Below are 25322 nucleotides of genomic sequence, written 5' to 3' on the forward strand. Positions count from 1 at the left end.
CCGCGGTCACGGCAGGATGAGCTCATGCCCCGACGAAGCGAGCCAGACGTGGCGATCCGCGCGACCGACCTCTCGATCGCCCGCGCGTCGCGGGGCGCTTCGGACGAGAGGGTCGTCGACGGCGTCTCCTTCGTCCTCCCGCACGCGCAAGCGCTGGCCGTTCTCGGGCCGACCGGTTCGGGCAAGTCCACGCTCGCGGCCGTGCTGGCCGGAGCGGCCGGAGACGGCATCGCCGTCGTGGGCGGTGATGCCGAGGCACTCGGCGTCTCGGTGCGGCGCCCCGGGCGCGCCCACCGCTATCTCACGTACGCGACCGGCTATCTCCCGCAGTCGGCGGGCGCGAAGCTGCCCGCGCGGCTGACGGTGTCGGAGGCGATCTCCGAGCCCATCACGAGTCGCGACTCGCGCGTGAATCAGCGGGCGCTCTCCATTCGCGTGGCCGCTCTGCTCGACGAGCTCATGCTGCCGCTGGGAAGCGCCGCCAAGTATCCCTACGAACTCAGCGCGGGCATGCGTCAGCGCGTGGCGATCGCCCGCGCGCTCGTCCTCCAGCCTCGGCTCTTCGTCGCGGACGAGCCGTTCGCGAATCTCGACATCGAGGTCCACCAGGCCGCACGCGATGCCCTGCTGCGGCGGCGCCGCGACGTCGGGATGTCCGCCCTCATCGTCACGAACGACACCGCCGCGGTGCGCGAACTCGACGCCGACGTCCTGGTCCTGCGCAACGGGCACCCGGTCGCATACGGGCACAGCACCGACGATCTGCTGTGGACGCCCAGCGGGGATGCCGATCCGCGGCTCATAGCCTCCTGATCGGCCCCTGCGGTACAGACCACCCTCTCGGCTTTGCTAAGATATTGGAGTTGCCTCCGCGGAGGCGGCGAGTATTCCTCCATAGCTCAATTGGCAGAGCAATCGGCTGTTAACCGGTAGGTTCTTGGTTCGAGTCCAAGTGGGGGAGCAGCAGAAAGCCCCGGCATCGCCCGGGGCTTTCGTCGTCGGCGGACGCAGGTGCGCGCTACGCGTCGAGGTCGTCGACCCCCGGCATCCACGAGCTGCCGGGACGGCCCCAGCCGCGCTTTCGCGCCACCTTCTGCGCGGTCTTCCAGTCACCGTCCGAGATGCGGTCGATGTAGAGGACGCCGTCGAGGTGGTCGAACTCGTGCTGCATGATGCGCGCGCGCCATCCGTCGACCTCGATGCGCACGGGGTCGCCCTCGAGGTCGATTCCGGTGACGAGCACGTCGTCCGAGCGTCGCAGCGGGAACCGCTCGCCGGGGAACGACAGGCAGCCCTCGGACTCCTCGTCCTGGTCGGGTGCACCCGGCTCGAGCGGGCGCATCCACAGCTGCGGATTGATCACGACGCCGCGCCACGGCGCGCCGTCGTCGTCCTGGTACGTGTAGACGAAGATGCGCAGGGCGACGCCCACCTGAGGCGCGGCCAGACCCACGCCGGGTGCGGCATCCATGGTCTCGTACATGTCGGCGACCAGCGTGCGGATCTCCTCCGTGATCTCGTCGACGGGGGCGGCGGGCGCGTGGAGCACGGGGTCGCCCATGATGCGAATCGGGAGAACTGCCACGTGCCGAGCCTATCCGAGCCGTCGGGGCGGATAGGGTCGACATCGTGGTCTGGGCTGCGAGCAACATCGGAGAGGTCGGCGACACGCTCGTCGGCGCGTTCCAGAACCCCGGCATCCTCATCGGCATCCCGCTGGCCCTGCTCGGGGCCGTGTTCATGTCGTTCGGTGCGCAGTACCAGCATCGTGGCGTGATCAAGGTCGAGGCGATGTCCGGATCAGCCGCGTCGCAAGGTCTGACGTTCGCCCAGCTCGGCCGGCTGATGTCACGTCCGTCGTGGGTGCTGGGCACCGCGATGCTGGCCCTGGCGATCGCGTGCCAGCTGGCGGCGCTCTCGTTCGCGCCGCTCATCGTCGTGCAGCCGCTCGGGGCGGTGTCGCTGGTCATCACGACCCTGCTGAACGCTCGGATCAGCGGTCATCGCCCGACGCGCCGCTCCATGATCTCGATCGCCGCCTGCGTCGGCGGGATCTTCGTCTTCGTCACGATCGCAGCGCTCTTCGCGACCGAGAAGCCGATTTCGGATCGTCAGCTCATCACCGTGCTGCTCCTGCTGGCAGCCGTGACGATCGTCTTCGCGATCCTGTGGGTATGGCTGCGGGCTCGCATGGGCGCGCTTTTCTACATCATCGCCGCCGGCGTGATCTACGGCTTCGTGGCCACCCTCGCCAAGGTCGTCATCAACCGCATCCAGTCGGGCAACTTCGAGTGGCTGACGCTGACATGTCTGGCCGCCCTGATCGCCGGCACCATCATCGGCGCGTACTTCGTGCAGACGGCCTACTCGTCGGGACCGCCCGACCTCGTCATCGCCGGACTCACGGTGATCGACCCGATCGTCGCGATCCTGATCGGCCTCATGGTCCTCGACGAGGCCGCGGGCGCTCCGCTGTGGGCCTACATCAGCTTCGGCGTCGTGGGGGCGATCGCCGTGTGGGGCGTGTTCCAGCTCGCGAGGCACCACCCGCAGATCATCAGCGACAGTCAGGAGCTCCCGCTCACGCGCGGGAGCTCGGGCGAGGGCGACATCGCGCACCCGACCACGGGATCCGTCCGCATCACCGAAGCGGTGTCGAAGGTGTGGCCCGAGCCGCCCGTGCACGATCCCGATCCCGAGCCCGGCGAGACCGATCGCGACGGCTGATCAACCGCCGTTCGGGACGACGATGGTGAGCCGCCCGTGCTCGATCCCGCTGTCGCCGTCCGGTGTCGGTGCCGGAGCGGGCAGTTCGAGCCGACTTTCCCAGTCGGCACGCGCCTGTTCGGCCGTCGGCTGCCACACGGCGTCGAGCCCCGCAACGACGCCCGCCATCGAGCCACCCGCGGAGCCTTCGAGCTGCCGGCGCCGTTGGGTGCGCTTCATGCGCGGGGCCATCGCGACGAGGACGACGAGGGCGACGGCCGTCCCGGCGGCGATGGTCCAGGCGACGGCATCCATTCCTCCATGGTCCCATGGCGGGATGCGCGCTCGTCGGCCGGTATTCTCGTGGGGGAGGGGCGGTGGCCAAGCTGGTGAAGGCAGCGGGCTCATAACCCGACGATCGTGGGTTCAAGTCCCACCCGCCCTACTGTGAGTGTGCTCGATCGACCCGAGCAGTCGCGACCGGGTCCGAGCGGAGCGGCCCTTCCGTGCGGTGTCGGCGTGGCGCGCCTCAGTCGTTGCCGCGACCGTTTCCGCCGCCGTTTCCGCCGCCCTGCCCGTTTCCACCGCCGTTGTCGTCGCCGGAGTCCTGGGACGGCGGCGGCGGCACGTAGGGACGTCGCAGGAACTGGCTGGGGGGCGCGGGGAACGCGTCTCCTCCGTAGTACCGGTTCACGGCGGTCTGCACGTCGCGGCCGATCGAATAGCGGGCGCCCGACAGCAGGGCGCCGTCGTACCACGTGCGGAAGAGGTCGGCCTCGCCGAGCGTGTTCCCGACCCACGAGGCGGTGGTGACCCGCGTGCTCGACTCGATCAGCCACGTCTGGAACGCCTCGTGCGTGCCGGTCTTGCCGATCAGCGGCGTGCCGTCGTTCGGGTTGCCGAGCGATCCCGTGCCGCCGGGCCGCATGACGCCCTGCAGCGCGAAGGCCGCTGCGGCGGCGATGTCGGGGTCGAGCACCCGCGAGCACTCGTCGCCGGGCACCGACAGCTCCTGGCCGTCGGCGTTCACCACGCGCTCGATCGCCCGGGGCACGCAGTAGACGCCGTTGTTGGCCACGGTCGCGTAGGCGGCCGCCATCGCGACGGGCGCGATGTTGTTGGTGCCGATGATCGAGGCGGCGCCGATGATCTCCACGCGCCTGCCGTTGCCCTGCGTCACGCCCATGCGGGTGGCGACGTCCTCGATGTCGCACATGTCGAGCTTCTCGGCCATGCCGAGGTAGCCGCTGTTCAGCGACTGGGCGGTGAACTGCATCGGTGTGCCGGTGTACCCGCGTGCCTTCGCGAAGTTGAGGACGGTGGCGTTCTCGACGTTGATCCAGGGCCCGTCGCAACGATTGTTGAGACGGGGGATCGGGCGCACGCTGCCGTTGACGCTCTCGTAGAGCGAGTGCCCCTTCTCGAGCCAGTCGATCAGGGTGAACAGCTTGAAGGTCGACCCGGTGGGGAAGCCCGCGGACACGCCGTGCGTCGAGTCGCCGGCGTACACGAGAGATGTGTAGGACCGGTCGGATGCCGTGAGCTCGGCGTCCTCCGAGAACTTGTTGTTCTGACTGATGGCGAGGATGCGCCCCGTCGTCGCCTCGACGCTCACCGACGCCGCCCCGAACCTCATGCCGGGAACGGTCGCCGGTGTGTACTTGCTCACGGCCGACTGCGAGGCGTTCTGAACGCGCCAGTCCAGCGTCGTGTAGATGTGCAGTCCGTCCCGCGTCATCGCGCGCTGGCGCTCCTGCGCGGTCTCGCCGAACGCGTCGGCGTACGCCGGGTCCGATCGCATCGTGTTCACGACGTACTGGCAGAAGAACGGCGCCTTCGTCGCCGCGCACCCGATGCGCGCGGGCGTGATCTTCGGGGTGATGGGCTCGACCGCCGCGGCGAGATACTGCTCGTCGGTGATGCGGCCGTCCTCGTGCATGCGGTCGAGGACGTAGAGCTGGCGGCCCTTGGTCGCGCTGTAGGGGTCGCCCGCGGCGACGTACTCCTCTTGGGTGATGGTGCCCTCGGCCAGAAGCGTGTCGAGCCCCGCGAGCGTCCCGGGATCCACATCGTCGACCGAGCCGTCGGCCGCCTTGTTGTAGCCGGCGCCGTCCGCTCCGAAGATCGAGCCCTCGGGCCGGTCGATGCGGTAGGTGTTGGGGTTCTGGACGATGCCGGCGAGGACGGCGGCCTGGCCGACCGAGAGTTTGGAGGCCGTCGAGCCGAAGTAGTAGCGGGCCGCCGCCTCGATTCCGTAGGTCGTGCCACCGAAGTTGGAGATGTTGAGATACCCGAGCAGGATGTCGCCCTTGGAGTACTCCTGCTCGAGCTCGATGGCGTAGCGGATCTCCTGCAGCTTGCGCTGGTAGCCGTCGGTGCCCGATGCGTTGGTGGCGTCGAGCCAGCACGCCTGAAGCACTTCGTCGCGGGTCTGGTCCTCGGTGGCGACGGCGTCGCGTTCACAGCGCTGGACGAGGACGTTCTTGACGTACTGCTGACTGATCGAGGAACCGCCCTGCGTCGCGCCGCCCTGCGCGTTCGAGATGAGCGCGCGGGTCGTGCCGATGATGTCGATGCCCCCGTGCTCGTAGTAGCGCGGGTCCTCCGACGACAGGATCGCGTCGAACACGACGGGTGAGATCTCGTCGAAGTCGACGGGCACACGGTTCTGGTCGTAGAAGGACGTGAGCTCGACATCGTCGCCCGTGTCGGGATCACGGGCGTAGATCGTCGTCGGCAGCATGAGCCGGTCGATCTCGAGGTAGCCCGGAAGTCCGTCGAAGAGCGAGACCGCCTTGTAGCCGGCATTCCCCGCGAGCACCAGACCGGGAACGAGGGGCGTCACGACGAGCAGAGCGGCGACGACGCTGAGCACGATGAGCCCCACGAAGCCGGTGATCACACCGGCGAGCGTTCTCTTGTACGGGTTCATCGCGCTTGCGTCCTACGCGGCCTGGACAGGCCCGATCTCGGTCTTGCGTGCCGGGGGAGTCATCCTGCCAGTATGCCTCCCCGTGCGGCGAGGCGCGCACATTCCGGCCGTGAACGTGTCCCAGGAGTTATCCGGCGCAGCACGTGCTCATTCGTGTTCCGGAAGCAGCGGCGTGGACCAGCCCGGATCACGTCCGAGCTGAGCCGCTCGAGAGACCGACGCCGCACCGAATCGGTCCCGCACGGTGTCGAGGACGGAATCGAGGCGCTCGCCGTCGCCCCACTCGATCGGCAGCTCGGGCTGAAGCCCCTCGGCGCGCACGAGCTGCGACAGCGAGACGCCGATCAGCGTGATCCCGCGGGCCGCGATCTCCGGCTCCGCGGCGGCGAGGAGCCCGCGCGCGGCCGCGAGGAGGACGGCCGTGTGATCGGTCGCGGAGCGCAGCGTGCGCGACCGGGTCGCCTTCGCGAAGTCGCCGTAGCGCAGGCGCAGCACCACGGTGCGGCATCCTCGCCCGCCGTCGCGCAGGCGGCGGGCGAGTCGATCGACGATCTGGGTGAGGATGACGTCGAGCTCTTGCGGCGAGCGCGGACGGCTGCCGAGCGCGCGCTGCGAGCCGATCGAGCCGCGACGCCGGGTCGTGTCGACCGGACGCGGGTCCCGCAGGCGGGCCAGCGCGTGCAGGTGGGCACCGGCGGCCCTGCCGAGCAGTCGCTCTGCGGCGGCCGACTCCAGTTCGGCCAGCTGTCCGACCGTGCGGATGCCCAGCCGGTGCAGCTTCTCGGCGGTGGCCGGGCCCACCCCCCACAGCCGCTCCACGGGCAGCGGGAGCAGGAACGCCTCCTCGCCGTCGGGCTCGACGACGAGCAGCCCGTCGGGCTTGCTGACGGCGCTCGCGACCTTGGCGAGGAACTTCGTGCGCGCCACGCCGACCGAGATCGCCAGGCCGACCTCGGAGCGGACCCGCTCACGCAGCCTCACCGCGATCTCCGCGGGCGACCCGGCGATGCGTCGGAGGCCGCCCACCTCGAGGAACGCCTCGTCGATCGAGAGTCCCTCGACCAGCGGCGTGGTGTCGCGGAAGATCGCGAAGACGGCGCGGCTCGCGGCCGAGTAGGCATCCATTCGCGGAGGGACGACGACCGCGTCCGGACACAGCTCCCGCGCCTGTCGGCCGCCCATCGCGGTCCGCACACCGCGCGCCTTCGCCTCGTAGCTCGCCGCCAGCACGACACCGCCGCCGACGATGACGGGCCGGCCGCGCAGCGCGGGCGCATCCCGCTGCTCGACAGACGCGTAGAAGGCGTCGAGATCCGCGTGCAGCACGGTCGCCTCGCCTCGCATCCCGACCTCCGCCGCTCATCCGTCATCCGGATCGTCGCACGCACGGCGGACATGACCGACGTCGTGTTCACGAGCCCGCAGGGCTTCGGCGGCGCCGACGCACGCTGAGGCGGATTCGAGAGCCGCGCCCTCGCTCGTCTCCTACGATCGAGGGGTGACAGCTTCCCTCGTCCTCGTCGCGAACTCCGGCGACGGAACCATCAGCTCATTCCGATTCTCGGGCGACGCACTCGAGCTCCTCGCCACGGCCGACGGCCTCACGGGCTGTTCGAACTTCGTGGTCGACGCCGAACGCGACCGGGTCTACGCCGCGGTGAAGGGCGACCCCGCGGCGATCGTCACCCTGTCGCTCGACCGTGGATCCGGCGTGCTCACGCCGCTGGCGCGTCGAGACGTGCAGGGCGGGGGTCTGAACTACGTCGCACTCACCCGGGACGGGTCGGCGCTGCTCGGCGCCTCGTACGGCGGCGGGTTCGGCCTCATCGCGCCGGTGGACGCGTCCGGCGTCGGCGAGCCGGTGTCGCGCATCGCGTACCCCAACCTGCACTCCGTGCTTGCGAGCGCGGACGGCGCCTTCGCCTACTTCGTCTCGCTCGGCGCCGACCTGATCGCGCAGTTCGCGATCGCGGACGATCTGGCGCTCACACCGCTCACCCCGGCGACCGCGCCCGCGCCCGCGGGGAGCGGGCCCCGTCACCTCGTGCTCTCGCAGGCGCAGGACGCGGTCTACGTTCTGACCGAGTTCACCGGCGAGGTGCTGCACTACCGGCGCGACGTCGCAACGGGTGCCCTGTCCATGGTCGGATCGGTCACGGCCTTCGACACGAGCGCGGGCCTGGGCCGAAGCGAGTTCGGGGCCGATCCGCGCGCGAACCACTACATCTGGGGGGCCGACCTGCACGCCGGCGCGGAAGGCCGCACGCTGTGGGCCTCCGAGCGCACCGAGAGCACGCTCGCGGCGGTCGCCGTCCGCGGCGACGGTTCGCTCATGCCCCCCACGGAGTTCACGGTGACCGAGACGCAGCCGCGCGGCTTCGCCCTCAGCCCGGACGGCTCCCGGCTCGTCGCCGCCGGTGAGCGGTCGACCTCGGTGTCGCTGTACGCCGTCGACGGCGCACGGCTGGAGCTGCTGCAGCGGGCCGAAACGGGCAACGGCGCGAACTGGGTCCGCTTCGTCTGACCGCGACCGTTCGTCGCGGCGCGCGGGAGAGCCTTCCGCGGAGCGGGCGGCCACGCGGTGCGTGTCACATGGCGTCGCCGATGTAGGAGTACTTCACGAAGACCTCGGACTCGATGCCGGCCTCCTGGAGCACGCCCTGCACCGCGGCGAGCATGTAGCTGTAGTCCCATCCCATGTAGAGGTGGTTGTCCTCGTCGAGCCGATCCCATTGCCCGTTCCACGACGGGGCCGTGTAAACCGGGCCGCCGCGACGCGCGGAGTAGGACACCACGGCGCCGCGCGCGTCCGCCCACAGACGCTTGAAGATCCGGTTGAACAGGTACTTGACGTCGGGCACCTCCCAGTGCTCGCCGCGGTACTCGACATACGACCACTCGCGCTGCCAGCCGCGCGGCCACCCGCGACGGCGCACCGCGTCGAGGATCGGAGTCAGCCCGTCGTCGTCGATGACGCGGCCGCCGGTGCGCGGCCACACCTCGACGAAGCGCGCGATCAGCTCGGTCGAGCGCGCCGCGATACGGGTCGTGCTCCAGTCGGGCAGCGCGCCCACCTCGCACGTCGCCGGCACGCCGCTGCGTGCGTACAGTGCCGCCTTGTCGCGGAACGACCTGTCGAAGGCCTGCGCGGCGAGATCCTCCTCGAGCAGCGTCAGGTTTCCCAGCGTTCCCGCCACAGCGCGGAAGCTGTTCTGCTCGTCCTCGGTCAGTTCGTCCCAGGTCCGCCGGCCGTCGGGCGACCACGCGTCCGACGGCGCCGCCGGGGCGATGTGCTCGACGTCCAGCGGCGCGTCGGGGCCGATGCCGGACAGTCGGGCCAGGACGTAGTGCGGATGTACGAGGTCGGAGTACTTCAGGGCGACCCGGACGCGGTCGTCCGACGGCGTGACGCGCGAGATCGCCGTCACGAGCGCGTCGTGCCCGTCGTCGTAGGCGCGGCACAGCCGTGCCACGAGGCGCTCGTTGTGGACGGCGACGACAGCGCGGCGCAGCAGCATCGACTGCAGCGACTCCAGCAGCTGGAGCAGCCGCGTGCGGGAGAGGCGCCCGGTCTCGTGATCGCGGTACGCGCGCATCACGAGCGGATAGACAGTCGAGCCGAACGTGTTGAGGTAGCCCAGGTGCCGCGCGATCTCGTCGTCGAGCGCCGTCGACGGATCCAGGAGCACGCGATAGACCGCGGCGTAGGCGCGCCAGTCCTCCGCGTGGCCGCGCAGCTCCTCGATCTCGAGCAGCGGGAACTCCTGCCGGAACACGTCGTACACGCCGCGTCCCCCCGTGACCGAGACCTCGCGTCCGGTGTGCATCACGAGGTACTGGCGCCAGAACGCCGCGATCGACTCGCCCGTGCTCTGCTCGATCGGCAGCCAGTAGCGGTCCTCGATATCGCGCTGCTGCGCGTGCGAGAGACCCATCAGGACGTAGTTGTGGATGAGTTCGTGGTCGCGCAGCGGTTCACCGGTGGAGTTGAGGCTCTCGAAGATCTGCTGCGCGTTCGCCCCGGCGCCGAGCGTGATGGCCACGTGCTCGAGCTTCTGCAGTCCACGCCAGATGCGCGGAGCCTCCTCGGCGCTGATCTGACTGCGGAAGAACGCGTAATTGTCGTCGAAGCGCGACGGACCGGGGCCGTCGGACGCCGGGAGGTCGAGCACGACACGCTCGAACACGTCCGCCCACGCGCGGTGGGGACGCAGCTTGGTCCGGCCGGCGCTCGTGGGGCGCTCCAGGACGCGCTCCAGCTCGCCGGCCAGCTCCGGATCGGAATCGCGCACCGTGTGGCCGAGCGCGGCGACGAGCAGCATCAGCGTCGTCATGCGCTGCTGACCGTCGATGAGCACGAGCTCCTCTCCGTCCGCTCCCGGGGAGACGGCCGACAGCACCGACCCGATGAAGTGCATACGGCGATCGCCGAGCTCGGCGACGGCGCGGATGTCGGCCAGCAGCTGCTCGCATCCGCCGATGTCCCAGCGGTACTGGCGCTGATACACCGGGACGACGATCGTCCACTCGCCGGCTGCCAGCCATCCGATCGTGTTGACGGCGGTCGCGTCGACGTTGGTGGCTGTCAGGGCTGTGACCATGTGTGGATCGCCTTCCGGATGCTTCGCACGGCGCGAACGGCCCGGCCGGGCACGCCGCCGTCGAGTTTAGTCGAGCACTCGCAGACTGCCGAGGATGCGCGGTGCCGCGCCATGCACGCCGGTGCACTCGGGTGCCTCGCATCGTCGGCCAGTAGGCTTGCCTGTTGCCGGGCCTGTGAAAACGCGCTGGCCCGATGATCGAAAGGCATGATTCCTCACCATGGGTTACATCAAGTCCGCCGCCCTCGAAGAGACCGGCTTCGTCGTCCTCGACTCCTACGACAAGCCGATCGACCCCAAGGAGTGGCTCGACCTCGAGTACGTCGACTGGAAGTCCTCCGGCGACACCCGCTTCGCCCCGCTGGCCTCGGCCAAGGGCGAGATCGAGTGCAACGGCTTCTGGAATCACACACCCGCCCGCACCGACAAGGACGGCGTGTGGATCGAGTCGCAGATGGCGATCGCGCCCACGCTCACCGAGCGCGCCCAGGAGCCCGGTGCGAACGTCGGCCGCTGCCGCATCATCGAGCTGCAGCCGAACTCGTACGCCGACTGCCTCTACAACCTGCACCAGGACGACAACAACCGTCTCAACCCCGACGGCACCGGCTGGGTCGTGCGCGGCTTCTTCAACCTGACCGACGACAAGGACAGCTACTTCGTGCTGCGCGACAACCGCACCGATCCCAGCATCGAGTACCGCCTCGCGCTGCCGGCCGGCGCCCAGCTGATCGTCGACACGCAGCGCCTGTGGCACGCCGTGCACCACTCCGGCGACGAGCCGCGGTACTGCCTGATCACGTCGTGGACCTCGGGGCCCGAGCTCGACGCGTACATCGAGAAGTACCACGGCACGGCGGACTACACGCAGTACCCCGTCGACCAGGAGACCATCGACGCCGGCCAGGCCGAGCAGGCCCGGCGCGACGCGGCGCGCGCGGCCTACTACGCCGCCAAGGGCAAGGCCGAGGTCCGGGCCATGAGCGAGGCCTGACCCCGCTCGCCCGTCTGCGAGAGCCCCGGCGTGCCGGTTCGATCCCCGCTCGGGGGCGCCCGGAATGCCGGGGCTCTGGCGTGTCGCGAATGACATGCTTGTGATTCCCGCAGGTCCTGGGCGATAATGGCCCCGACACAACCGAACATCGCCACGGCATCCGTGCCAGGTCGTAGGGGAAGACGTACCTGGACGAAACGGAGAGATCATGGCGGCATCACAGGCGCGTGGGGTGGTACTCATCCACTCCGCGCCACGCGCGTTGTGCCCTCACCTCGAATGGGCCGTCGGCCGGACGCTCGGCCGAGCGGTGAGCTTCGACTGGGCCGAGCAGCCCGTCCTCGGCGGCAGTCGTCGTGCCGAGTTCTACTGGGAGGGCCCCGTCGGCACGGGTGCGGCGCTGACCAGTTCGATCCGCGGGTGGGAGCACCTGCGCTTCGAGGTCACCGAAGATCCGACGCCGCGCAGCGACGGCGGCCGCTGGCTGCACACGCCGGGGCTCGGCATCCACTACGCGCAGACGGATGCCGCCGGCAACGTCGTCATCGGCGAGGACCGCATCCGCTACGCCATGGAAGTGGCGGCAGGGGACGCGATCGAGTTGCGACGCGAACTCGACATCGCCCTGGGAGCGGCCTGGGACGAGGAACTCGAGCCGTTCCGCCACGCGGGCGACGACGCACCCGTCGTGTGGCTGCACAAGGTCGGGTGACAGACGCAGGGCCGGGTGACAGACGCAGGCGGGTCGAGGCGCAACTACCGACGCTCGGAGGCCGACTTCCCGGGATGCGGGAACGTGTTTCACCGCCTGGCACGAGAGACGCCCCCGGAGCCGAAGCCCGGGGGCGTCTGGACGTGTCGGCTCAGACCGAGGCGAACGCGGCGACGGCGTTGTGTCCGCCGAAGCCGAACGAGTTGCTGATCGCGAGCTGGTCGCCCGATCCCAACGCGGTCGGCTCGCCCGAGAGGCGGAAGGGAACCTCGGGGTCCTGAGTGGAGATGTTGATCGTCGGCGGCGCGACGCGCTCCTGCAGCGCCATCACCGTGAAGAACGCCTCGAGCGCGCCGGTTCCGCCCAGCAGGTGTCCCGTCGAGGCCTTGGTCGCCGAGACCGGGATCTCGTCGATGCGGTCGCCGAAGACGGCCTTCAGTGCCTGGTACTCGTTGGGGTCGCCCACCGGGGTGGAGGTGGCGTGCGCGTTGATGTGCGTGACGTCGTCGGGCGACGCGTCGGCGGAGGCGAGGGCGAGCTGCACGGCGCGAGCGGCGCCGCGGCCCTCGGGGTCGTTCGCGGTGATGTGATACGAGTCGGCCGTCACGCCGCCGCCCACGACGGCGGCGTAGATCTTGGCGCCGCGCGCACGGGCGTGCTCCTCGGTCTCGAGGATGAACACGGCCGCGCCTTCGCCCATGACGAATCCGTCGCGGTCGATGCTCCCGGGGCGCGATGCCGTCGCCGGGTCGTCGTTGCGGCGCGACAGCGCCTGCATCGAGGAGAACGAGGCGATCGTGACCGGGTGGATGGCGGACTCGGTGCCACCGGCGATCACGACGTCGGCCAGTCCCGCCCGCAGGTGCTCGACGGCGTTGACGATCGATTCGGTGCTCGAGGCGCACGCGCTGGCGACGGTGCGCGCGAACGCGCGCGCTCCGAAGTGCAGGGAGAGATTGCCGGCGGCGGCATTGGGCATGAGCATCGGGACCGTCATCGGCAGGACCCGGCGCGGGCCCTTCTCGCGGAGCGTGTCCCACGCGTCCAGCAGTGTCCAGACGCCGCCGATGCCCGTCGCGAAGTCCACGCCGAGGCGTTCGGGCTCGACGTCCGGCGCGCCCGCATCGGCCCAGGCCTCCATCGCCGCGACCATGGCGAACTGCGACGCCGGGTCGAGGCGCTTGGCGATCGGGCGCTCCAGCACCGTGTCGGGTCGCACCTTCGCCTCGGCGGCGAACGTGACGGGCAGCTGATACTGCTCGACCCAGTCGTACTCGAGCGTGTGTGCTCCGGACGCGCCGTCCAGGAGGGCGGACCAGCTCTCGGGTGCGGTGCCGCCGATGGGCGACGACGCGCCCACGCCGGTCACGACGATGCGGGATGTGCTCATGCGATTCGAAGGTCCTCGGATGGAGATCGGTCCGGTGGGGGCGAGGCGCCCCCACCGGTTCGGACTACGCCTGGTTGGACGTGATGTAGCTGACGGCGTCGCCGACGGTCTTGAGGTTCTTGACCTCGTCGTCCGGGATCGTGACGCCGAACTTCTCCTCGGCGTTGACCACGATGGTCATCATCGAGATCGAGTCGATGTCGAGGTCGTCGGTGAACGACTTCTCCATGGCGACCTCGTCGGCCGAGATGCCCGTCTCGTCGGTGATCAGCTCTGCGAGTCCGGCGAGGACCTCGTCGGTGGTGAATGCCATTTTTCTCCTGCTTTCTTCGGGGTTCGCGGTCCCGGGAAGGGCCGGGACTCAGTCTAGGGTCGGCGTGGATCCGGCTACGGGAGGACGACCACCTGGGCGCCGAAGACCAGACCGGCGCCGAAGCCGATCTGCAGCGCCAGGCCGCCGCTGAGCTCGGGGTGCTCCTCCAGGAGCCGGTGGGTGGCCAGGGGGATCGACGCGGCGGAGGTGTTGCCGGTCGTCTCGATGTCGCGGCCGACCACGACGGTGTCGGGAAGGCCGAGCTGCTTGGCGAACTCGTCGATGATGCGCATGTTCGCCTGGTGGGGGACGAAGGCGGCGAGGTCGGATGCCTCGACGCCCGCGGCCTCGAGCGCCCGACGGGCGACCTTGACCATCTCCCAGACGGCCCAGCGGAACACGGTCGGGCCCTCCTGGCGCAGGGTCGGCCACGGCGACTGGCCGTCGCGGAACTCGGTGAGCGTGTGGTTCATGCCGACAGCCTCGGCCTTGGAGCCGTCCGATCCCCACACCGTCGGGCCGATCCCGGGGGTGTCGCTCGGGCCGATCACGACGGCGCCCGCGCCGTCGCCCAGCAGGAAGGAGATGCTGCGGTCGGTCGGGTCGACGATGTCGCTGAGCTTCTCGGTGCCGATGACGACGGCGTAGTTCGCGGCTCCGGCGCGCACGAGCGCGTCGGCCTGTGCGACGCCGTACGCGAAGCCGGCGCACGCGGCGTTGAGGTCGTACGCGGCGGCAGGGTTCGCACCGACCCGGTCGGCGACGATCGCCGAGACCGACGGCGTCTGCTTGGGGTTGCTGATCGTCGCGACGATCACCGCGTCGATCCGGTCCGCCGGGACACCGGAGCGCTCGATCGCCTCGCGTGCGGCGTCGGTGGCCAGGTCGATGGCGTCGGTCTCGGGTACGGCGCGCATGCGCGTGACGATGCCGGTGCGCTGACGGATCCACTCGTCGCTGGAGTCGATCGGCCCGACCAGGTCGTCGTTGGGCACCGCGATCTCGCCGCGAGCGGCTCCGTACGCGTAGATGCGCGTGTGCGCGGGTCCGGTGGACTGGGCGAGCGTGGCGGTCATGGGTGCTCCGGTCATGCGTCGGCGGGGCGCACGAGCGCGTCGGCGGCCTCGAGGTTGTCGGGTGTCTTGACCGCGACGGCGGGAGTGCCGCGCAGCGCGCGCTTGGCGAGACCGGTGAGGGTTCCCGCGGGGGCGAACTCCACGAGACCCGTCGCGCCGGCGTCGGCGAACGAGGCCATGCAGAGGTCCCACCGAACGGGGGACGCGACCTGGGCGACGAGCGCGTCGACGAAAGCGCGGCCGGCGGGCACGCTCGAGCCGTCGCGATTGGTCCAGATCGTCACGCGCGGGTCGCCGGCCTCGACGTCGGCGGCGGCGGCGCGCAGGGTCTCGACGGCGGGGGCCATGTACGACGTGTGGAACGCGCCGGCGACCTGCAGCGGGATGACGCGGGTCGCCGCGGGAGGCTCGGCGGCCAGCGCGGCCAGCGGCTCCAGGGCGCCGGCGGCGACGAGCTGACCGCCGCCGTTGTAGTTCGCCGGGGTCAGTCCGAGCTCGGTGAGGCGCGTGACCACGGCGTCCTGATCGCCGCCGATGACAGCCGACATTCCGGTCTGCTCGGCGGTGGCCGCCTCGGCCATGGCGCGCCCGCGGATGCCGACCAGCCGCAGGGCGTCCTCCTCCGAGAGGATGCCGGCGGCCGCGGCCGCGGCGAACTCGCCCACCGAATGCCCCGCGACGCCCGCGATGTCGTCCTTGGACGACAGGGCGTTCCACGACAGCAGGCTCGCGGCGACGATGAGCGGCTGCGCGACGCTGGTGTCGCGGATGGCGTCGGCGTCCCACTCGGTGCCTGCGGCCACGAGATCGACGCCCGCCCACTCGGAGTACCGCGCGAGACGATCGGCGGCGCCGTCGAGGGCGAGCCACGGGGTGAGGAAGCCGGGGGACTGAGAGCCCTGTCCAGGGAAGACCGCGATGATCACCCATCCATCCTGCCAAGGATCGGGAGGGCCCCTCTGGCTATGCCATCACAAGAATCAGGAGCTCCTTTGTGGCGACTGCACAGACTAGGCCGGCGTACGGCGCGCCGACGACGAACGTCTGCGTGTCGTGTCGGTTCCGATCGAGCCGAGGATCAGCGCTGTCTGGAGGATGAGCGCTTCGCGCGGCCCCGTCGCATCCCAGCCGATCACCTCGGATACCCGCTTCAGGCGATACCGGACCGTGTTGGGGTGGACGAACAGCTCACGCGCCGTCGCCTCGAGCGACCGGCCGTTGTCGAGGTAGCTCCACAGCGTGGTGACCAGATCGGCGCTGTGAGCCTGCAGCGGGCGGTAGATGCGGTCCACGAGGGTGTGCTTGGCCAGCGGATCTCCCGCCAGCGCGCGCTCGGGCAGAAGGTCGTCGGCCTCCACCGGCCGCGGGGCGTTGCGCCAGGACCGCGCCACGGCGAAGCCCGCCAGGGCGGCGCGGGCGCTCTGGCCCGCCTCCACGAGGGCCGGAACCGTCGGACCGAGCACGAGGTGACCTTCGCCGAAGCCCGGCTCGAGGCGCTTCGTGATCTCGAGGAACGGCAGATCGCCGGTCCCGTCGTCGGGCCGGTTCGGCGGGTCCGAGCGGCCCACGACGAGCACGAGGCGCGATCCCTGGACGCCGATGAGCACGTCGGCCCCGAGTTTTCGGGCGGTCCTCCGCAGCTGGTCGACATCGAACTGCGGGGGAGTGGTACCGACGAGCACCGCCACCTCTCCGTGCCCGTGCCAGCCCAGGGCGGCGATGCGACTGGGCAGCTCCTCGTCGGCCTCGCCGGTGAGGATCGAGTCGACGACGAGCGCCTCCAGGCGTGCGTCCCACAGGCCCCGCGCCTCGGCGGCGCGCGCGTACACGTCGGCTGCGGCGAACGCGACCTCGCGCGAGTAGAGCAGGATCGCCTCCCGGAGGTGCGCGCCGCGACCGCGGACGCGCTCCTCCGTGACCTCGACGGTGACCCGGATCAGTTGCAGCGTCTGCTGCAGACTGACACTGCGCAGCAGCTCACGAGGAGCCGCCGCGAAGATGTCGGCGGCGATCCACGGCGTCGACTCGGGGTCGTCGTACCACTGGATGAATGACGTGATGCCCGCCTGTGCGACCAGTCCGACGGCGGACCGGCGCGCAGGCGGCATCTCGGCATACCAGGGGAGGGTGTCCTCGAGCCGCTTGATCGTCACCGTGGCGATGTCGCCCGAGATGCGTCGCAGCCAGGCGAGCGTCTCGGCCTTGTCCATCGCCGGCTGACCCGTGGGCATGTGGTCGGTCAGCTCTCGCCGCCGGCGTTCCCGCTGGTGCCGGCCGTGACATCGTGCAGACGGTACTTCTCGATCGCCTGCGCCGACAGCGACGGGTCGACCTTCCCTTCGGCGGCCAGCGCCTGGAGCGTCCGGACCACGATCGACGGACCGTCGATCTTGAAGTACCGGCGCGCGGCGGCGCGCGTGTCGGAGAACCCGAATCCGTCGGCACCCAGCGTCACGAACGAGCCGGGCACCCACGGGCGGATCTGGTCCTGCACGGCGTGCATGAAGTCGCTCACGGCGACGACCGGGCCCTCGGAGCCCGCCAGCTTGTCGGTCACGTAGGCCGTGCGCGGCTCGGCGTCGGGGTGGAGGAAGTTGTGCTCGTCGGCGTCGAGGCCGTCGCGGCGCAGCTCCGTCCACGAGGTGACCGACCAGACGTCGGCGGACACGCCCCAGTCCTCGCGCAGCAGCTGCTGCGCTTCGAGTGCCCACGGAACGCCGACGCCGGACGCGAGCACCTGCGCGCGGGGTCCGTCGCCGGAACCCTCCGCGATGCGGTGGATGCCGCGTACGATGCCGTCCACATCCACGCCCTCGGGCTCGGCCGGCTGGACCAGCGGCTCGTTGTAGACCGTGAGGTAGTACATGACGTTGGGGTCGGGGTGATTCCCGCCGTACATGCGCTCGATGCCCGCGCGCACGATGTGGGCGATCTCGTAGCCGTAGGCCGGATCGTACGAGACGGTCGCCGGGTTGGTCGACGACAGCAGGTGCGAGTGTCCGTCCGCGTGCTGGAGCCCCTCGCCGGTGAGCGTCGTGCGACCCGCGGTGGCGCCGATGATGAAGCCGCGCGCCATCTGGTCGCCGGCCGCCCACTGGGCGTCGCCGGTGCGCTGGAAGCCGAACATCGAGTAGAAGACGTAGACCGGGATGAGCGGCTCGCCGTGCGTCGCGTACGAGGTTCCCGTGGCGGTGAACGCCGCCACGGCGCCGGCCTCGTTGATGCCGACGTGCATGATCTGACCCTGCGGGCTCTCCTTGTAGGCCAGGAGCAGCTCGCGGTCGACCGAGGTGTAGTTCTGGCCGTGCGGGTTGTAGATCTTCGCCGTGGGGAAGTAGGCGTCCATGCCGAACGTGCGCGCCTCGTCGGGGATGATCGGCACGATGCGGTGACCGAAGTCGGGAGCGCGAAGCAGGTCCTTCAGCAGGCGCACGAAGGCCATCGTCGTGGCGACCTCCTGCGTGCCCGAGCCCTTCTTCGGCAGCGCGTACGCCTTGTCGTCGGGCAGCTGCAGGCCGACGTGGTGCGAACGGCGCTCCGGCAGGAATCCGCCCAGGGCGCGGCGGCGCTCGAGCATGTACTCCACGGTCTCGTCCTGCTCGCCCGGGTGGAAGTACGGCGGCTGGTACGGGTTCTCCTCGAGCTGCGCGTCGGTGATCGGGATGCGCATCGAGTCGCGGAAGTGCTTGAGGTCCTCGAGCGTCATCTTCTTCATCTGGTGGGTCGCGTTGCGGCCCTCGAAGTGGTGCCCCAGGCCGTAGCCCTTGATCGTCTTGGCGATGATGACGGTCGGCTGTCCCTTGTGCTCCATCGCCGTCTTGTAGGCGGCGTAGACCTTCTGGTAGTCCAGTCCGCCGCGGCGGAGCTTGCCCCAGATGTCGTCGTCCGACCAGTCCTTGACCAGGGCGGCGGTGCGCTCGTCGCGGTCGAAGAAGTGCTTGCGGATGAAAGCGCCGTCCTCGGCCCGGTAGGTCTGGAAGTCGCCGTCGGGCGTGGTGTTCATGAGGCGGACCAGCGCGCCGTCGACGTCACGGCTGAGCAGCTCGTCCCAGCCGCGGCCCCACACCACCTTGATGACGTTCCAGCCGGCGCCGCGGAAGTAGCTCTCGAGCTCCTGGATGATCTTGCCGTTGCCGCGCACCGGGCCGTCGAGGCGCTGCAGGTTCGCGTTGATGACGAAGGTCAGGTTGTCCAGGCCCTCGTTCGCGGCCACCTGGAGCTGGCCGCGGCTCTCGACCTCGTCCATCTCGCCGTCGCCGAGGAACGCCCACACGTGCGAGTCGCTGAGGTCTTTGACGCCGCGGTTGGTGAGGTACTTGTTCGTCATCGCCTGGTAGATGGCGTTGATCGGGCCGAGGCCCATCGAGACCGTGGGGAACTGCCAGTAGTCGGGCATGAGCCGCGGGTGGGGGTACGACGGCAGACCGTTGGGCGCCGCCGACTTCTCCTGCCGGAACCCGTCGAGCTGCTCGGCGCTCAGGCGCCCCTCGAGGAACGAGCGCGCATAGATGCCCGGCGAGGCGTGGCCCTGGATGAAGACCTGGTCTCCGCCGCCCGGGTCGTCCAGTCCCCGGAAGAAGTGGTTGAAGCCCACCTCGTACAGCGACGCCGACGAGGCGTACGTCGAGATGTGCCCGCCGACGCCGATGCCGGGGCGCTGCGCGCGGTGCACCGTGAGCGCGGCGTTCCAGCGGATCCAGCGGCGGTAGCGGCGCTCGAGCTCCTCGTCGCCGGGGAAGGCGGGCTCCTTGTCCGGCGTGATGGTGTTGATGTAGTCGGTGGTGGGCACCTGGGGGACGTTCAGCTGCAGGTCGTGCGAGGACTGCAGGAGGCTCAGCATGATCTCGCGCCCGCGGCCGCGGCCCTTGGCCTCGACGAGCTGGTGGAGAGACTCCTGCCACTCGGCGGTCTCCTCGGGGTCGCTGTCCTGCGGCCCCTGGGAGTACGGATCCTGATCGTTGACAGTCACAGAAGACCTTTCGTCGTCTGGCAGATCGTGCCAGGGATTCGCTATCGGCGCGCCGTTCCGTTTGTCACGGACGCACAACGCACCGCACTCAGCCTAGTCAGAACATCGGGGGTGCGCGGCCATCGTTGCGCGTCCTCGTAGAATCGCCGGTGAGGGCCTTTAGCTCAGCTGGTAGAGCGCCACGTTTACACCGTGGATGTCGTCGGTTCGATCCCGGCAGGGCCCACTTCCGTCCTCGAAGGCTCGGGGTAGGTTTGGTGACGTGAACGCCAGCCCCGAAGACCAGCGCCGCCTTCTCGACCTCGCCGATCTCGATGCGCGCATCAGCCGCGCCGAGCACGCCCGGAAGAACCCGCCTCAGGCCGGCCGCGTCCAGGAGCTGCTCGCGCGGCGCCAGACGCTGTCGCAGGAGCTGTCGGTGCGGCTCGGAGCTCGCGACGATCTGCGCACGGAACTGTCGCGCATCGAATCGGACGTCGAGGTCGTCGACGCGCGCTCCAAGCGCGACGCCGATCGACTCGCCGCCTCGTCCAATCCCAAGGAGGCTCAGAGCCTCGAGCACGAGCTGGCCTCGCTCGCGCGACGCAAGAGCGATCTCGAGGACGGTGAGCTCGTCGTCATGGAGAAGCTCGAGGCCGCCGATGCCGCCGTCGCCGAACAGGAGCAGCTGATCGCGCAGACCAACGCCGAGGGGGCCGAGCTGAGCGCAGCCGCCAAGAGCCAGGTGGCGCAGGCCTCCGCGGACGCCGACGCGGCGTCGCGGGACCGTGTGGCGGTCGCCGCGTCGATCCCCGACGCGCTCGTGGCGATGTACGAGCGCATCGCGGCGCGCGGCGTGGGCGCTGCGCCGCTCGTCCGGCGCACGTGCGAGGGCTGCCGCATGGTGCTGTCGGGCACGGATCTGAGCACGCTCGGCCGGGCGGCCCCCGACGAGGTCGTGACGTGCCCGGAGTGCGGCTGCATCCTGGTGCGCGGCGAGGACTCGGGGCTGTGAGCGCGGTGACCCCGCCGCGGCGAGGTGCCTGAAGCCACCGCCGTCGCCCTCGGGCGCGACGCGGGGGGCATCACCGCGGCCGTTCTCGACGAGACCGGACGCATCGTCGACCGGCCCCGATTCGACGACGACGACGATCTCGCGGCGTGGATCGCCCGGCGCGAAGCGGCCGGGGCGGTCCGGTGGGTCTGGAGCGACACGGCGCAGTGGTACCCGGAGCTTCTGCGACGCGGCGTGCGGGTGTCGCGCTGCCGCGACCTGCGACTGGCCCGTGCGATCCTCCGGTTGGCCGTCTCGGTGCCCGCGACCGACCCCGTCCGCGTCCGCGGACGATGGGATGCCTCTCCGCCGGCTGTGATCGCGCCGGACCGGCCCGCGCTGTTCGACCTGGACGCCGAGGACCCGATGTCGGCCGGCATCCCGGCCGACGTCGACGCGGCAGTCGATCAGTGGCGCGAGCAGGACGAGGCGGTCGGTCGCGCTTCCGACCCGGCGCGACTGCGACTGCTGCTGGCCGCGGAATCCGCCGGCGCCCTGCTCGCCGCGGAGCTGACCGCGGCAGGCGTGCCCTGGAGCGTCGCCGAGCACGAGCGCGTGCTCGCGGCGGCGCTCGGTGATCGCGGCGCTTCCGGCCGCCCGCGGCGACTGGAGGAGCTCGCCGTGCGCGTCCGCGCCGCCCTCGGCGACCCGGCCCTGAACCCGGACTCGCCGCCCCAGCTGCTCCGGGCCCTGCACCGCGGGGGCCTCCCGGTCGCCACCACCGGGCGGTGGGAGCTGGCACAGTATGAGCATCCGGTCGTCGCTCCGCTGCTGGAGTACAAGAAGCTCGCGCGGCTGCTCAGCGCGAACGGCTGGGCCTGGCTGCACGAGTGGGTCGAGGACGGACGATTCCGCCCCGTGTACGTGCCCGGGGGTGTCGTCACGGGGCGCTGGGCGTCCTCGGGAGGCGGCGCGCTGCAGATCCCCCGCCAGCTGCGGACGGCCGTGCGAGCCGATCCGGGGTGGAAGCTCGTCGTGGCCGACGTCGCGCAGCTCGAGCCGCGCGTGCTGGCCGCGATGAGTGCGGACGCCGCCCTGGCCCGCGCCGCCCGAGGGCGCGATCTCTATGCCGGCATCGTCGAGCAGGCGGGCATCGCCACCCGCGCCGACGCGAAGGTTGCGATGCTCGGCGCCATGTACGGGGCGACCACGGGGGAGTCGGGCCGGCTGCTGCCTCATCTGCGGCGTTCGTTCCCCCGCGCGATGCGCCTCGTCGACGACGCCGCGCGCACGGGCGAGGACGGCGGGACGGTGTCGACATGGCTGGGCCGCTCATCGCCCCCGCCGGACGAGGCGTGGCTTCGCTCCCAGCGTCGAGCCACGGAGTCCGGCGCATCGACGGCCGATCTCACGCGCGCACGCCGGCGAGGTCGCGACCGCGGGCGGTTCACCCGGAATTTCGTCGTCCAGGGCACGGCGGCGGAGTGGGCTCTCGTCTGGCTCGCCGATCTGCGCGGGCGACTGGGGTCGCTTCCTGCGGCCCGTCGCGCGGCCGCCGCGTCGGGGCCGGTGTTCGGCACACGCGCGCACGCGGCGTTCTTCCTCCATGACGAGGTCATCGTCCATGCTCCCGAGGAGCTCGCCGAGCAGGTCGCGCGCGATGTGCAGGCGTCGGCCGCCGAGGCCGCGCGACTCCTCTTCGGCGACTTCCCCGTCGACTTCCCGCTGGACGTTCGTGTCTCCGACACGGCGGACAAGGACTGACGGGGCTTGCGTCCAGACTGCGGCGCTAGACTCGACGCCGCGAATGGGTCGGCTGGACGGTCGCGTCGCGGGCGGTGCGCCGCCTCGCGCCGAGGAACGTCCGGGCTCCGCAGGGCAGGGCGGTGGGTAACACCCACCCGGAGCGATCCGCGAGACAGTGCCACAGAGAGCAGACCGCCGGGCAGCGCCCGGTAAGGGTGAAAGGGCGGTGTAAGAGACCACCGGGGTCGCGGTGACGCGACCCGCACGGCAAACCTCGCCCGGAGCAAGGCCAGACAGGGGATGACGACGCGGCCCGCCGAGTCCCCGGGTAGGCCGCTGGAGCGGCACGGCAACGTGTCGCCGAGAGAGATGACCGTCCACGGGGCGTGAGCCCCCGGACAGAACCCGGCGTACAGGCCGGCCCATTCGCTTCCCGACGCGCCGCCCGAGTCCCGTCAGCCGTGCAGGGCCAGTGCGGCCGCGCCGATGATCCCGGCGTTGTTGCGGTGGACCGCCGGCACGATCGGGGTCTTCAGCTTCAGCAGCGGCAGGAACTTGTCGGCGTGCTTCGAGACGCCGCCGCCGACGATGAACAGGTCGGGGCTGAACAGGAACTCGATGTGGCCGTAGTACCACTGCAGGCGCTTGGCCCACTTCTCCCACGACAGGTCCTCGCGCTCTTTCGCGGAGTACGCGGCGTACGCCTCGGCGTCCTTGCCGTGCTTCGCCCGTTCGACGTGGCCGAGCTCGGAGTTCGGAATGAGCACACCGTCGTAGAGCAGCGCCGAGCCGATCCCGGTGCCGAGCGTCGTGAGGATCGCCAGTCCCCGCTGGCCGCGCGCGGCGCCGAAGCGCAGCTCGGCGACCCCGGCGACATCGGCGTCGTTCGCGAAATGGATCTCGCGGCCGAGCCCGTCCTCGAAGAACTTCTCGGCCTCGAAGTCGATCCAGCGATCGGACACGTTGGCAGCCGACATCGTGCGGCCGTGCTTGACGATCGCCGGGAAGGCGACGCCGAGGGGCACATCGGCGTCCGACACGTGCAGTCGCTCCAGCACGAGGTGGACCGCCGCGAGCACGTCCTTCGGCTCGGCCCCCCGCGGGGTCGGCACCTTCACGCGGTCCGACAGCAGCTCGCCGTGCTCGAGATCCACCAACGCGCCTTTGATGCCGGTGCCGCCGATGTCGATGCCGACGGCTCGAGCCCCCTGTGATGTCATGTGCCCAGCCTAGCCAGCAGGGCCCCCGTCATCAGTAGGATCGGAGGGGCCGGGACGACGACGCCCCCGGACGGGAGGACCCTGTGACTTCGGACAGCGAGAAGTACTGGTACAACATGACCACCGGTGAGGTGGAGTTCGGCTACGCTTCCCCGGCGATCGACCGCGCCGGTCCGTTCGACACGGCCGAGGAAGCCGCCCGGGCGCCCGAGATCCTTCGTGAGCGCGCGCGCGCCTGGGCCGAGGAAGAGGCGCGCGAGGACTGACGCGCCAGGCGCGCGTGGGCGTCGGCCGCGCGGGCGCCGGACGAGTAGTCTGGCTGGAGCCGATGCGGCTCGAGAGAGGATGCGATGGACAAGCAGCGGGACTTCGTGCTTCGGACGATCGAGGAGCGGGGCGTCAAGTTCGTTCGCCTGTGGTTCACGGACGTGATGGGCACGCTCAAGTCGGTCGCGATCGCGCCCGCCGAGGTCGAGGGCGCCTTCACCGAGGGACTCGGGTTCGACGGGTCGGCGATCGAAGGCCTCACGCGCTCGTATGAATCCGACCTGCTGGCGCACCCCGACCCCACGACGTTCCAGACCCTGCCGTGGCGTGGCGAGATCGATCCCACCGCGCGCATGTTCTGCGACATCACGACGCCCGACGGCCAGCCCGCCGTCGCGGATCCGCGCAACGTGCTCAAGCGGGCGCTGGCGAAGGCCGCGGACTCGGGGTTCACCTTCTACACGCACCCCGAGATCGAGTTCTATCTGCTGAAGTCCTCGTCCTACGGCCCCGAGGGCCCCGTGCCCGTGGATTCGGCCGGCTACTTCGACAACGTCCCCGGCGGCACCGCGCACGACTTCCGGCGTCGGTCGGTGCGGATGCTGGAGGACCTCGGCATCTCGGTCGAGTTCAGCCACCACGAGGGCGGCCCCGGCCAGAACGAGATCGACCTCCGCTACGCCGACGCGCTCGCGACGGCCGACAACATCATGACCTTCCGCACCGTGGTGAAGGAAGTGGCGATCGAGCAGGGCGTGTACGCCACGTTCATGCCGAAGCCTCTGGGCGGCCAGCCGGGCAGCGGCATGCACACCCACATGTCGCTGTTCGAGGCCGACGTCAACGCCTTCTACGAGGAGGGCGCGCAGTACCAGCTGTCGAAGGTGGGCCGGCACTTCATCGCGGGCCTCCTGCGCCACGCCAACGAGATCGCTGCGGTCACCAACCAGTTCGTCAACTCGTACAAGCGCATCTGGGGCGGCGACGAGGCGCCGAGCTTCATCTGCTGGGGGCACAACAACCGATCGGCCCTCGTGCGGGTGCCGCTCTACAAGCCGAACAAGGGGCAGTCCTCGCGCGTCGAGTACCGGGGCCTCGATTCGGCCGCCAACCCGTACCTGGCCTACGCGCTGCTGCTCAGCGCCGGCCTCAAGGGCATCGAGGAGGAGTACGAGCTTCCCCTCGAGGCCGAGGACAACGTGTGGTCGCTGACGGACGCCGAGCGCCGCGCGCTCGGGTACGCGCCGCTTCCGGCGAGCCTCGACCACGCGCTGGAGTACATGGAGGAGTCGGAACTGGTCGCCGAGACGCTCGGCGAGCAGGTCTTCAACCACGTCCTGCTCAACAAGCGTCGTGAATGGCAGCAGTACCGCGCCCAGGTCACCCCGTTCGAGCTGAAGAGCAACCTCGAGATGCTCTGATC

Annotated in this window: 22 protein-coding genes, 3 tRNA genes and 1 other RNA gene; 14 read left to right on the forward strand and 12 right to left on the reverse strand. The window is 70.4% G+C overall.

The annotated features are described in order from the left end of the window. The first annotated feature begins 24 nt into the window (after positions 1-24). Both P0L94_04645 and P0L94_04650 read left to right on the forward strand, forming a co-directional pair. The gene (locus P0L94_04645; protein WES65363.1) at positions 25-813 is read left to right on the forward strand and encodes an ATP-binding cassette domain-containing protein; all 789 of its coding nucleotides are present in this window, start codon (positions 25-27) and stop codon (positions 811-813) included. Between the two features lie 75 nt (positions 814-888). Further along, positions 889-961: transfer RNA gene (locus P0L94_04650), tRNA-Asn, on the forward strand. Positions 962-1018: 57 nt separating this feature from the next. Here the strand turns inward: P0L94_04650 and def are convergent. Beyond that, on the reverse strand, positions 1019-1585 hold the full coding sequence (gene def / locus P0L94_04655) for a peptide deformylase (protein WES65364.1): 567 nt from the start codon (positions 1583-1585) through the stop codon (positions 1019-1021). 44 nt (positions 1586-1629) lie between these two features. On the opposite strand from def, the gene P0L94_04660 reads away from it, so the two are divergent. Then, complete coding sequence (locus P0L94_04660; protein ID WES65365.1) at positions 1630-2727, forward strand: DMT family transporter; 1098 nt, start codon at positions 1630-1632, stop codon at positions 2725-2727. On the opposite strand, the gene P0L94_04665 is transcribed toward P0L94_04660, so the two are convergent. Next, positions 2728-3021 carry a hypothetical protein gene (locus P0L94_04665; GenBank protein ID WES65366.1) on the reverse strand — a complete coding sequence of 98 codons (294 nt, stop codon included), beginning with the start codon at positions 3019-3021 and terminating at the stop codon, positions 2728-2730. Positions 3022-3077: 56 nt separating this feature from the next. Here P0L94_04665 and P0L94_04670 point away from each other — a divergent pair. Beyond that, positions 3078-3151: transfer RNA gene (locus tag P0L94_04670), tRNA-Ile, on the forward strand. Between the two features lie 84 nt (positions 3152-3235). On the opposite strand, the gene P0L94_04675 is transcribed toward P0L94_04670, so the two are convergent. Both P0L94_04675 and dinB read right to left on the reverse strand, forming a co-directional pair. Then, a complete protein-coding gene (locus tag P0L94_04675; GenBank protein WES65367.1) occupies positions 3236-5638 on the reverse strand; it encodes a transglycosylase domain-containing protein in 2403 nt (800 codons plus the stop codon). Between the two features lie 147 nt (positions 5639-5785). Beyond that, complete coding sequence (gene dinB, locus P0L94_04680) at positions 5786-6964, reverse strand: DNA polymerase IV (protein WES65368.1); 1179 nt, start codon at positions 6962-6964, stop codon at positions 5786-5788. On the opposite strand from dinB, the gene P0L94_04685 reads away from it, so the two are divergent. Both P0L94_04685 and P0L94_04690 read left to right on the forward strand, forming a co-directional pair. Continuing rightward, positions 6956-7090, forward strand: a complete 135-nt coding sequence (locus P0L94_04685) for a hypothetical protein (GenBank protein WES65369.1) — start codon at positions 6956-6958, stop codon at positions 7088-7090. The genes dinB and P0L94_04685 overlap by 9 nt on opposite strands. A 46-nt stretch (positions 7091-7136) precedes the next feature. Continuing rightward, positions 7137-8162, forward strand: a complete 1026-nt coding sequence (locus P0L94_04690; protein ID WES65370.1) for a beta-propeller fold lactonase family protein — start codon at positions 7137-7139, stop codon at positions 8160-8162. Positions 8163-8226: 64 nt separating this feature from the next. Here P0L94_04690 and P0L94_04695 read toward each other — a convergent pair whose 3' ends face one another. Continuing rightward, a complete protein-coding gene (locus P0L94_04695) occupies positions 8227-10239 on the reverse strand; it encodes a DUF262 domain-containing protein (protein WES65371.1) in 2013 nt (670 codons plus the stop codon). 220 nt (positions 10240-10459) lie between these two features. Between P0L94_04695 and P0L94_04700 the strand changes: the two genes are divergently transcribed. After that, on the forward strand, positions 10460-11233 hold the full coding sequence (locus P0L94_04700; GenBank protein WES65372.1) for a hypothetical protein: 774 nt from the start codon (positions 10460-10462) through the stop codon (positions 11231-11233). A 208-nt stretch (positions 11234-11441) separates the two neighbouring features. After that, a complete protein-coding gene (locus P0L94_04705) occupies positions 11442-11945 on the forward strand; it encodes a DUF3145 domain-containing protein (GenBank protein ID WES65373.1) in 504 nt (167 codons plus the stop codon). Positions 11946-12096: 151 nt separating this feature from the next. Here the strand turns inward: P0L94_04705 and P0L94_04710 are convergent, their stop codons facing one another. The 6 genes from P0L94_04710 to aceE form a co-directional block, all read right to left on the reverse strand. After that, positions 12097-13335 carry a beta-ketoacyl-[acyl-carrier-protein] synthase family protein gene (locus tag P0L94_04710; protein ID WES65374.1) on the reverse strand — a complete coding sequence of 413 codons (1239 nt, stop codon included), beginning with the start codon at positions 13333-13335 and terminating at the stop codon, positions 12097-12099. Between the two features lie 64 nt (positions 13336-13399). Beyond that, entirely contained in the window at positions 13400-13648 is a 249-nt protein-coding gene (locus P0L94_04715) for an acyl carrier protein (GenBank protein ID WES65375.1), read from the reverse strand. A gap of 74 nt (positions 13649-13722) precedes the next feature. Then, a complete protein-coding gene (locus P0L94_04720) occupies positions 13723-14724 on the reverse strand; it encodes a ketoacyl-ACP synthase III (GenBank protein ID WES65376.1) in 1002 nt (333 codons plus the stop codon). An 11-nt stretch (positions 14725-14735) separates the two neighbouring features. Beyond that, positions 14736-15650, reverse strand: coding sequence for an ACP S-malonyltransferase (locus P0L94_04725; GenBank protein ID WES65377.1), 915 nt, complete (start codon positions 15648-15650; stop codon positions 14736-14738). Between the two features lie 84 nt (positions 15651-15734). Continuing rightward, entirely contained in the window at positions 15735-16955 is a 1221-nt protein-coding gene (locus P0L94_04730) for a helix-turn-helix domain-containing protein (protein WES65378.1), read from the reverse strand. Positions 16956-16963: 8 nt separating this feature from the next. Continuing rightward, the gene (gene aceE / locus P0L94_04735; GenBank protein WES65379.1) at positions 16964-19693 is read right to left on the reverse strand and encodes a pyruvate dehydrogenase (acetyl-transferring), homodimeric type; all 2730 of its coding nucleotides are present in this window, start codon (positions 19691-19693) and stop codon (positions 16964-16966) included. Between the two features lie 153 nt (positions 19694-19846). Here aceE and P0L94_04740 point away from each other — a divergent pair. The 4 genes from P0L94_04740 to rnpB all read left to right on the forward strand — a co-directional run bounded on the left by P0L94_04740 (position 19847) and on the right by rnpB (position 22841). Next, positions 19847-19919 (forward strand) — tRNA-Val (locus P0L94_04740). A gap of 36 nt (positions 19920-19955) precedes the next feature. After that, positions 19956-20687: a C4-type zinc ribbon domain-containing protein gene (locus P0L94_04745; GenBank protein WES65380.1), complete on the forward strand. Its 732-nt coding sequence runs from the start codon at positions 19956-19958 to the stop codon at positions 20685-20687. A gap of 24 nt (positions 20688-20711) precedes the next feature. Next, positions 20712-22430, forward strand: a complete 1719-nt coding sequence (locus P0L94_04750; protein ID WES65381.1) for a bifunctional 3'-5' exonuclease/DNA polymerase — start codon at positions 20712-20714, stop codon at positions 22428-22430. 44 nt (positions 22431-22474) lie between these two features. Beyond that, positions 22475-22841: RNase P RNA component class A (rnpB, locus tag P0L94_04755), an RNA gene on the forward strand. Positions 22842-22867: 26 nt separating this feature from the next. Here rnpB and P0L94_04760 read toward each other — a convergent pair. Beyond that, positions 22868-23632 (reverse strand): ROK family protein, encoded by a 765-nt coding sequence (locus P0L94_04760; GenBank protein WES65382.1) that lies wholly within the window; start codon positions 23630-23632, stop codon positions 22868-22870. 83 nt (positions 23633-23715) lie between these two features. On the opposite strand from P0L94_04760, the gene P0L94_04765 reads away from it, so the two are divergent. Both P0L94_04765 and P0L94_04770 read left to right on the forward strand, forming a co-directional pair. Continuing rightward, positions 23716-23898 carry a hypothetical protein gene (locus P0L94_04765; protein ID WES65383.1) on the forward strand — a complete coding sequence of 61 codons (183 nt, stop codon included), beginning with the start codon at positions 23716-23718 and terminating at the stop codon, positions 23896-23898. A gap of 84 nt (positions 23899-23982) precedes the next feature. Further along, positions 23983-25320, forward strand: coding sequence for a glutamine synthetase family protein (locus tag P0L94_04770; GenBank protein ID WES65384.1), 1338 nt, complete (start codon positions 23983-23985; stop codon positions 25318-25320). The last annotated feature ends 2 nt before the right edge of the window (positions 25321-25322 follow it).

Source organism: Microbacter sp. GSS18, from assembly GCA_029319145.1.
Classification (GTDB): Bacteria; Actinomycetota; Actinomycetes; order Actinomycetales; family Microbacteriaceae; genus Microbacterium.

Excerpts from the sequence above, each read along its gene's own strand:
- P0L94_04695 (WES65371.1), bottom strand. The coding sequence starts at position 10,239 with ATGGTCACAGCCCTGACAGCCACCAACGTCGACGCGACCGCCGTCAAC.
- P0L94_04710 (WES65374.1), bottom strand. The coding sequence starts at position 13,335 with ATGAGCACATCCCGCATCGTCGTGACCGGCGTGGGCGCGTCGTCGCCC.
- P0L94_04715 (WES65375.1), bottom strand. The coding sequence starts at position 13,648 with ATGGCATTCACCACCGACGAGGTCCTCGCCGGACTCGCAGAGCTGATC.
- P0L94_04675 (WES65367.1), bottom strand. The coding sequence starts at position 5,638 with ATGAACCCGTACAAGAGAACGCTCGCCGGTGTGATCACCGGCTTCGTG.
- P0L94_04730 (WES65378.1), bottom strand. The coding sequence starts at position 16,955 with ATGCCCACGGGTCAGCCGGCGATGGACAAGGCCGAGACGCTCGCCTGG.
- P0L94_04645 (WES65363.1), top strand. The coding sequence starts at position 25 with ATGCCCCGACGAAGCGAGCCAGACGTGGCGATCCGCGCGACCGACCTC.
- P0L94_04665 (WES65366.1), bottom strand. The coding sequence starts at position 3,021 with ATGGATGCCGTCGCCTGGACCATCGCCGCCGGGACGGCCGTCGCCCTC.
- P0L94_04770 (WES65384.1), top strand. The coding sequence starts at position 23,983 with ATGGACAAGCAGCGGGACTTCGTGCTTCGGACGATCGAGGAGCGGGGC.
- P0L94_04720 (WES65376.1), bottom strand. The coding sequence starts at position 14,724 with ATGACCGCCACGCTCGCCCAGTCCACCGGACCCGCGCACACGCGCATC.
- P0L94_04705 (WES65373.1), top strand. The coding sequence starts at position 11,442 with ATGGCGGCATCACAGGCGCGTGGGGTGGTACTCATCCACTCCGCGCCA.
- P0L94_04700 (WES65372.1), top strand. The coding sequence starts at position 10,460 with ATGGGTTACATCAAGTCCGCCGCCCTCGAAGAGACCGGCTTCGTCGTC.
- P0L94_04760 (WES65382.1), bottom strand. The coding sequence starts at position 23,632 with ATGACATCACAGGGGGCTCGAGCCGTCGGCATCGACATCGGCGGCACC.